The sequence below is a fragment of the Streptomyces barkulensis genome (genome assembly GCF_002843305.1).
Classification (GTDB): domain Bacteria; phylum Actinomycetota; class Actinomycetes; order Streptomycetales; family Streptomycetaceae; genus Streptomyces; species Streptomyces barkulensis.
In genome coordinates this window covers 1-5346 of the sequence record NZ_PGSG01000069.1, presented here as the reverse complement: position 1 = coordinate 5346, position 5346 = coordinate 1, and the positions used below count along the sequence as shown (strand labels likewise).

Sequence of the window (5346 nt, the reverse complement as noted above, 5' to 3'; positions counted from 1 at the left end):
GCCAGCACATAGTACGTGTGGATGCCCTGGACAGTGAGGTCGTGGGTGCGCTGGCGCTTGGTGAAGGAGCGGACCTCGTCGACGGCGACAGTGGCCCCGTCGGGAGCACGCAGAGACATGCCGGGAGCGAGCTCGCCGGCGTCCAGCCACTTCTCTTCGCTCTCCACCCAGAAGGGGTGGGTGGTGGTGGAGACAAGAGAGGCGGGGCCGTCTTCGGTGGTGATGGTGAGGTCGACGAAGTGCTTGTCGTCCTCGGTGACGATGGTGGCGACGACCTCACGGGTGGTTGTCTCACCGGTCTCGGGATCGGTGACGACGACCTTGTCACCTATCTCGACGTCTTCGATGCTCTTGGTGGTGCCGCTGAGGTCGAAAGGGTGGGGTGACAGAGCTACGGAGGCTCCAACACGAGTCCGGTCTCGGCGATGAAGCCGTCGAGGATCTCGGGTCGGCGTTGGATGCCGCGTAGTCGGTTCTTCACGAGTGGGGTGAGGCCGTCGATCGTGCGGGGCGCGAGGTTGGCCAGGGACTTCTTCAGGTGGGCCCACACGCCTTCAACGGGGTTGAGGTCGGGCGCATAGGGCGGGAGCTTGACGATGGTCAGCCAATCGCTGTTGCGTTCGCAGAACTCCCGCAAGGACTTGGCATGATGGATGCTGGCGTTGTCCCACACCACGATCAGTGGGGCACCGCCGAGCTGCCGACGGGCAGAGGTCAGCAGGTCCGCGAACTCACGCGCCCGGAAGCCCTTCTTCTCGCCGGTCCGGCCCCGGTACGTTTGGGTCCGATAGATCAGACGGGTCTCGCAGCCCGGTCTGACGCAGACCATCCCCGCCATCAGGACCCGGCCGGAACCCTTCCCCGTCACCCTGACCAGCGGTGTCCGCCCGCGTCGTGACCAGGTCCGGCCCTTACCGGGTTTCAGGTCCTGTCCGGCCTCGTCCTCGAACACTATCCACGCGCCCAGGAGTTGGGCCGTCCTCTTACCCGTGACCACTGCTCCGTTCGCCACGCGGCAACGGCCTGTTCGTCCCGCTCGACGGCCCGGTGCACGGGAACCTGTGGTGACCAGCCCAGCCGGTGCAGCAGATACGACACCCCCCGCGGGGTGTACCGGTGACCGAACAGGCGGTGGATCAGCTCCGCGACCCTGGCCAGGGTCCACCGCTGGTCCTCGCTCCAGCCGTGCGCGGCCGGCCCGGCCTCAGCTCTGCCTGCAACCACTCGGCCTGGGCATCGCCCAGGCGGCACGGAAAGCCGCCAGAGGCCAGGGCCGCGCTGCCGCCCTCACACCAGACAGCGTGCCAGGCGTACGCCGACTTCCGCGCCACCCGTAACCTGCGGGCCACCTCCGGCGGCCGCACTCCCTGCTCGAACATCTCCGCGGCATCGAAACGCACCTTCTCACGCTTCGCCCGCCCCACAGCGGTCAGACCGCCGCCATCCGCATACCTCATGACGAGGATGTAGCACCGCCAACACCCGCTATCACCGCACCCTTTCAACCTCAGCGTCAAAAGCCTCAGAGGCCCCACCAGAAGTCACTCCGGCGGGGCCTCCGCGTATCACTCTGCACTCATTCCGAGAACGGTACGAACTATTCCGGCAACATTTGTCGAATCACCGGGTTAGCAACCAATCCAGGGATCTCTGAAGTCAGACGTGAATACGCCTCACGGAGAAAGCTGGAGAAAGAACTCGCCAGCTCTTCACGCTCGACGGTAACCCGCCAGGGACGTTTCGATGAGGTCACGACAATGAGATCTCCGTCGTGCCGCAGATGAATAATCTCTTCGCTCTCAGTGAAGCCGAACGCCGCGTCTTCTCCTGATGAGATACGCCGCTCCGCGCGAGAGAGCGAAAGGGCTAGATCCACGAGCGTCACAAACCTTCCCTTCGAGATGACCTCCACGCCACCTACGATCATCTCGACATTGACGCCGAAGTATTTGTAGCGAAGGTCGATCTCTGCAAGACCCGCAGGATCGCCCTGCTTCGCCCCCTCCCAGGTTCTCCGCCAGGGCGAACCCGGCTCCGGGAGAGAGAAGGAAAGATGAATCATGATTTCTCCTTGTAGGGAGCTCTCTCACCTAGAACGGGAAGGCGGTCACGACTTTTCCGTCATTCACGATTACGCGGATTCTAGTCAAGTCTCCGCCCCCATTTGCCGGACCAGCCTTACCGACGACGTTACCTGGACCAAAGTCCCATTCATAGATCTGGCCAGGTCGCCCTTGAGTGTTCGGCTTTGGCGTGCCGCGATTGATGGTGTCAATAATCCTCTGACGGACCTTCTTCTCCTTACCGATAAGGATGCCTGCCTCGTCGTCGATCAGCGCACCACCGGGCCGGTGACGGTCCAGAATATGCTGCCAGTCCCCGTTCTCCAGGGCTGCGGTTCCGCAAAGGCCATTCGAATTGTGAACCAGGACCGGCGTGGCCCCCGCCAGCACATAGTACGTGTGCTCGCCCGGGGGCGTCACCTGCGTTTTTGCAGGTCAGCGAATTCCGGCCCGTCCGTGGGTGTGCGTGGAAGTGCCGTGTTGTGCGCCCGTGTTGCCGTCGGCGTTGCCGTCAGACGGCTGCGCGCGTGAGGGCGGTGGAGTGGGGTTTGGCAGGTGTCCTGCCCGGGTTGGGGTCGGGCATGGTCAGGGGGCTGTACGCTGGCCCGGCAACTCGGGCAGGCTTTGGACCTGCCCGGAATTTGAACGAGTGGCCCCCTGGCCTTGCCCGACGCGGGCCCCGGCCCGGGGAGGTGGGTAAAGCCCACGGAGCCGACCGGCCCCGCCTCCGGGCCTCCACCCTGGCCAACTCCCGACAGACGCCTCGCCGTCGGCCTGGCACTCGCCGTGCGGGCGCGGCCGGCTTCTCCTCGCTTCCGGCGCAACGCTGTGCTGTTTCTGCGCGGCCTGGTCGCTGGCCGGCCCGCGGTGGCGGAGCCGAGAGCGGGCCGGGTGGGCGGCCGTGCCGCGCGCGACCCGCGTCAGCGGGTCGCCTTGACGCCGCCCGCGCCGACCGGCTCCACGTCCTGTTCGAACTCGCCCTGCGCACCGGACTCCGCAAGGGCGAACTCCTCGGCCTGCGCTGGGAAGACCTCGACCTCGACGCCGGCACCGCCGCAATCCGCCGAACCCTCCAGCGCACCACCACGGGCGGGCTCGCCACGCTGCCCACCAAGACACGCGCCGCCGAACGCCGCATCGCCCTCCCCACCCGCTGCATCCACTCACTGAAGCACCACCACGAGCAGCAGCAGCGCGAACGTGCGACCGCAGGCGCGGCGTGGCAGCACAGCGGGCACGTGTTCACCACAGCGCAGGGTCGACCAATCGACCCGACCAACCTCACCCGCACCTTCACCACGCTCCTCCGCATGGCCGGCCTCCGCCGCATCCGCTTCCACGACCTCCGCCACTCCACCGCTACCCTGCTCCTGGAGCAGGGCGTCGAGCTCGTCGTCATCAAGGAACTCCTCGGCCACGCCCACATCGGCGTGACCGCCACCGTCTACGCCCACGTCAGGCTCCGCCTCCAGCGGAACGCCATCGATGCCCTTGGCACCGCGCTCACCGGCCCGGAAGCCACTGGGACGGTCGACGGCGACGAACCGCCACCCTGCGACGCCCTCGTGCGCTGACGTTGCCGTCAATTACTGCCGTCACCCCACGCAGAAGCCCCGCTAGCCTCGCGCTTTCATGAAGTGGGCTGTCCGGCAGGCGGTCAGGAAAGCAGAAAGTGCCTCTGACCAGCAAGAATGAGGATTGTCGAGGTCCTTGTTCCTGCCATCGCCGGAGGCACTTCCCAGGTGAAGCACTCTACCGGGCCCTACCCCCGCGTCCGTGTCCAGGACGACGGCCGCCAGGTCGTCTCCCAGGCCGGGTCGGTCCTGCTCGTCGAAACGGTCCGCAAGACCGGTCTTGACCAGGCCATATCCGCAGCTCTGGCACCGTGGCGCAAACCGCGGGCCGTCCACGATCCCGGCAAGGTCCTTCTGGACGTCGCCCTGGCGGTCGCTCTGGGCGGAGACTGCCTCGCGGACGTTGCGGTGCTGCGGTGTGAGCCGGCCCTCTTCGGGCCGGTCGCCTCCGACCCGACCGTCTCCCGTCTGATCGACACCCTCGCCGCCTCCGGCGAGAAGGCCCTGACCGCCATCCGCGCCGCACGGTCCGAAGCCCGGCAGCGGGTCTGGTCGTTGGCCGGCGAGAACGCCCCGGACGCCGACGACCAGGTCACGGTCGATCTCGACGGCGTCCTCGTGGTCGCCCACTCCGACAAACAGGACGCGGCCGCGACTTGGAAGAAGACCTACGGCCACCACCCGCTGACGGCCTTCGTCGACCACGGCCCGGGCGGAACCGGAGAGCCGGTCGCCGCCCTGCTCAGGCCGGGGAACGCGGGCTCGAACACCGCTGCCGACCACATCACCACCGCCCAACTGGCCCTGGCCCAGCTGCCCAAGCAATACCGGCGAGGGCGCCGGACCCTGGTCCGCACCGACTCCGCGGGCGGCACCCACGACTTCGTGTCCTGGCTCGCCCGGCGAGGGCGGTGGCTGTCCTACTCAGTCGGCATGACGGTCACCGACGCGATCCACGAACACGTGCTGAAGGCCCCCGCCTCAGCCTGGACGGCGGCCGTCGAGACCGGCGGCGAGATCCGCGACGGGGCCTGGGTCGCCGAGCTCACCGGCAAGCTCCTGGACGGATGGCCCAAGGGCATGCGGCTGATCGTCCGCAAGGAAAGACCGCACCCCGGCGCCCAGCTGCGGCTCACCGACGCCGACGGCATGCGGATCACGTGTTTCGCGACCAACACCCCTGACCGGCCGATCGCCGAGCTCGAGCTCCGTCACCGGCTGCGGGCCCGGGCCGAGGACCGCATCCGGGCCGCCCGCACGACCGGCCTGCGCAACCTGCCCCTGCACACCACCGCCCAGAACAAGGTCTGGCTCGAGATCGTCCAGATAGCCCTCGACCTGCTGGCCTGGATGCCCATGCTCGCCCTCACCGGCACCGCCCGCCTCTGGGAACCCCGCCGCCTGCGGCTGCGCCTGTTCACCGCGGCCGGCCAGCTCGTCACCACCGGCCGCCGCCGCATCCTCCGCCTCGCCCGGCACTGGCCCTGGACCGGCCACATCACCGCCGCCCTCGAACGGCTCGCCCTCCTGCCCAACCCCGGCTGACCAGCGGATCCGCCTGTTCCTGCGAGCAGCACCACCCCGACCCGGAGCAGTGGAACCCGGCGCCCACCCGACGCGACAGCCGGGCCCTCGGCCTGCCCGGACTCAGAAACAGCACGCGTGAGGGCCCGCCGACTCCGTCGGCGGACCCTCACGAAAGATCGAGG

4 protein-coding genes and 2 pseudogenes are annotated in these 5346 nt (G+C 67.9%); 2 read left to right on the top strand and 4 right to left on the bottom strand.

What is annotated here, in order from left to right:
* From CUT83_RS13310 to CUT83_RS13295, 4 genes and pseudogenes are all read right to left on the bottom strand, one after another.
* The coding region (locus CUT83_RS13310; RefSeq protein WP_241524767.1) for a polymorphic toxin-type HINT domain-containing protein at window positions 1-332 on the bottom strand (332 nt) is incomplete at its 3' end.
* A gap of 59 nt (window positions 333-391) precedes the next feature.
* Window positions 392-1457: pseudogene (locus tag CUT83_RS31710) on the bottom strand (IS630 family transposase).
* Between the two features lie 140 nt (window positions 1458-1597).
* The gene (locus tag CUT83_RS29820) at window positions 1598-2062 is read right to left on the bottom strand and encodes a hypothetical protein (RefSeq protein ID WP_143688547.1); all 465 of its coding nucleotides are present in this window, start codon (window positions 2060-2062) and stop codon (window positions 1598-1600) included.
* A gap of 28 nt (window positions 2063-2090) precedes the next feature.
* Window positions 2091-2483 carry a hypothetical protein gene (locus tag CUT83_RS13295; RefSeq protein ID WP_240958539.1) on the bottom strand — a complete coding sequence of 131 codons (393 nt, stop codon included), beginning with the start codon at window positions 2481-2483 and terminating at the stop codon, window positions 2091-2093.
* Window positions 2484-2959: 476 nt separating this feature from the next.
* Between CUT83_RS13295 and CUT83_RS13290 the strand changes: the two are divergent.
* Both CUT83_RS13290 and CUT83_RS13285 read left to right on the top strand, forming a co-directional pair.
* Window positions 2960-3637: pseudogene (locus tag CUT83_RS13290) on the top strand (site-specific integrase); the annotation flags it as partial.
* A 168-nt stretch (window positions 3638-3805) separates the two neighbouring features.
* On the top strand, window positions 3806-5182 hold the full coding sequence (locus CUT83_RS13285) for an IS1380 family transposase (RefSeq protein ID WP_101255530.1): 1377 nt from the start codon (window positions 3806-3808) through the stop codon (window positions 5180-5182).
* Window positions 5183-5346 lie beyond the last annotated feature (164 nt).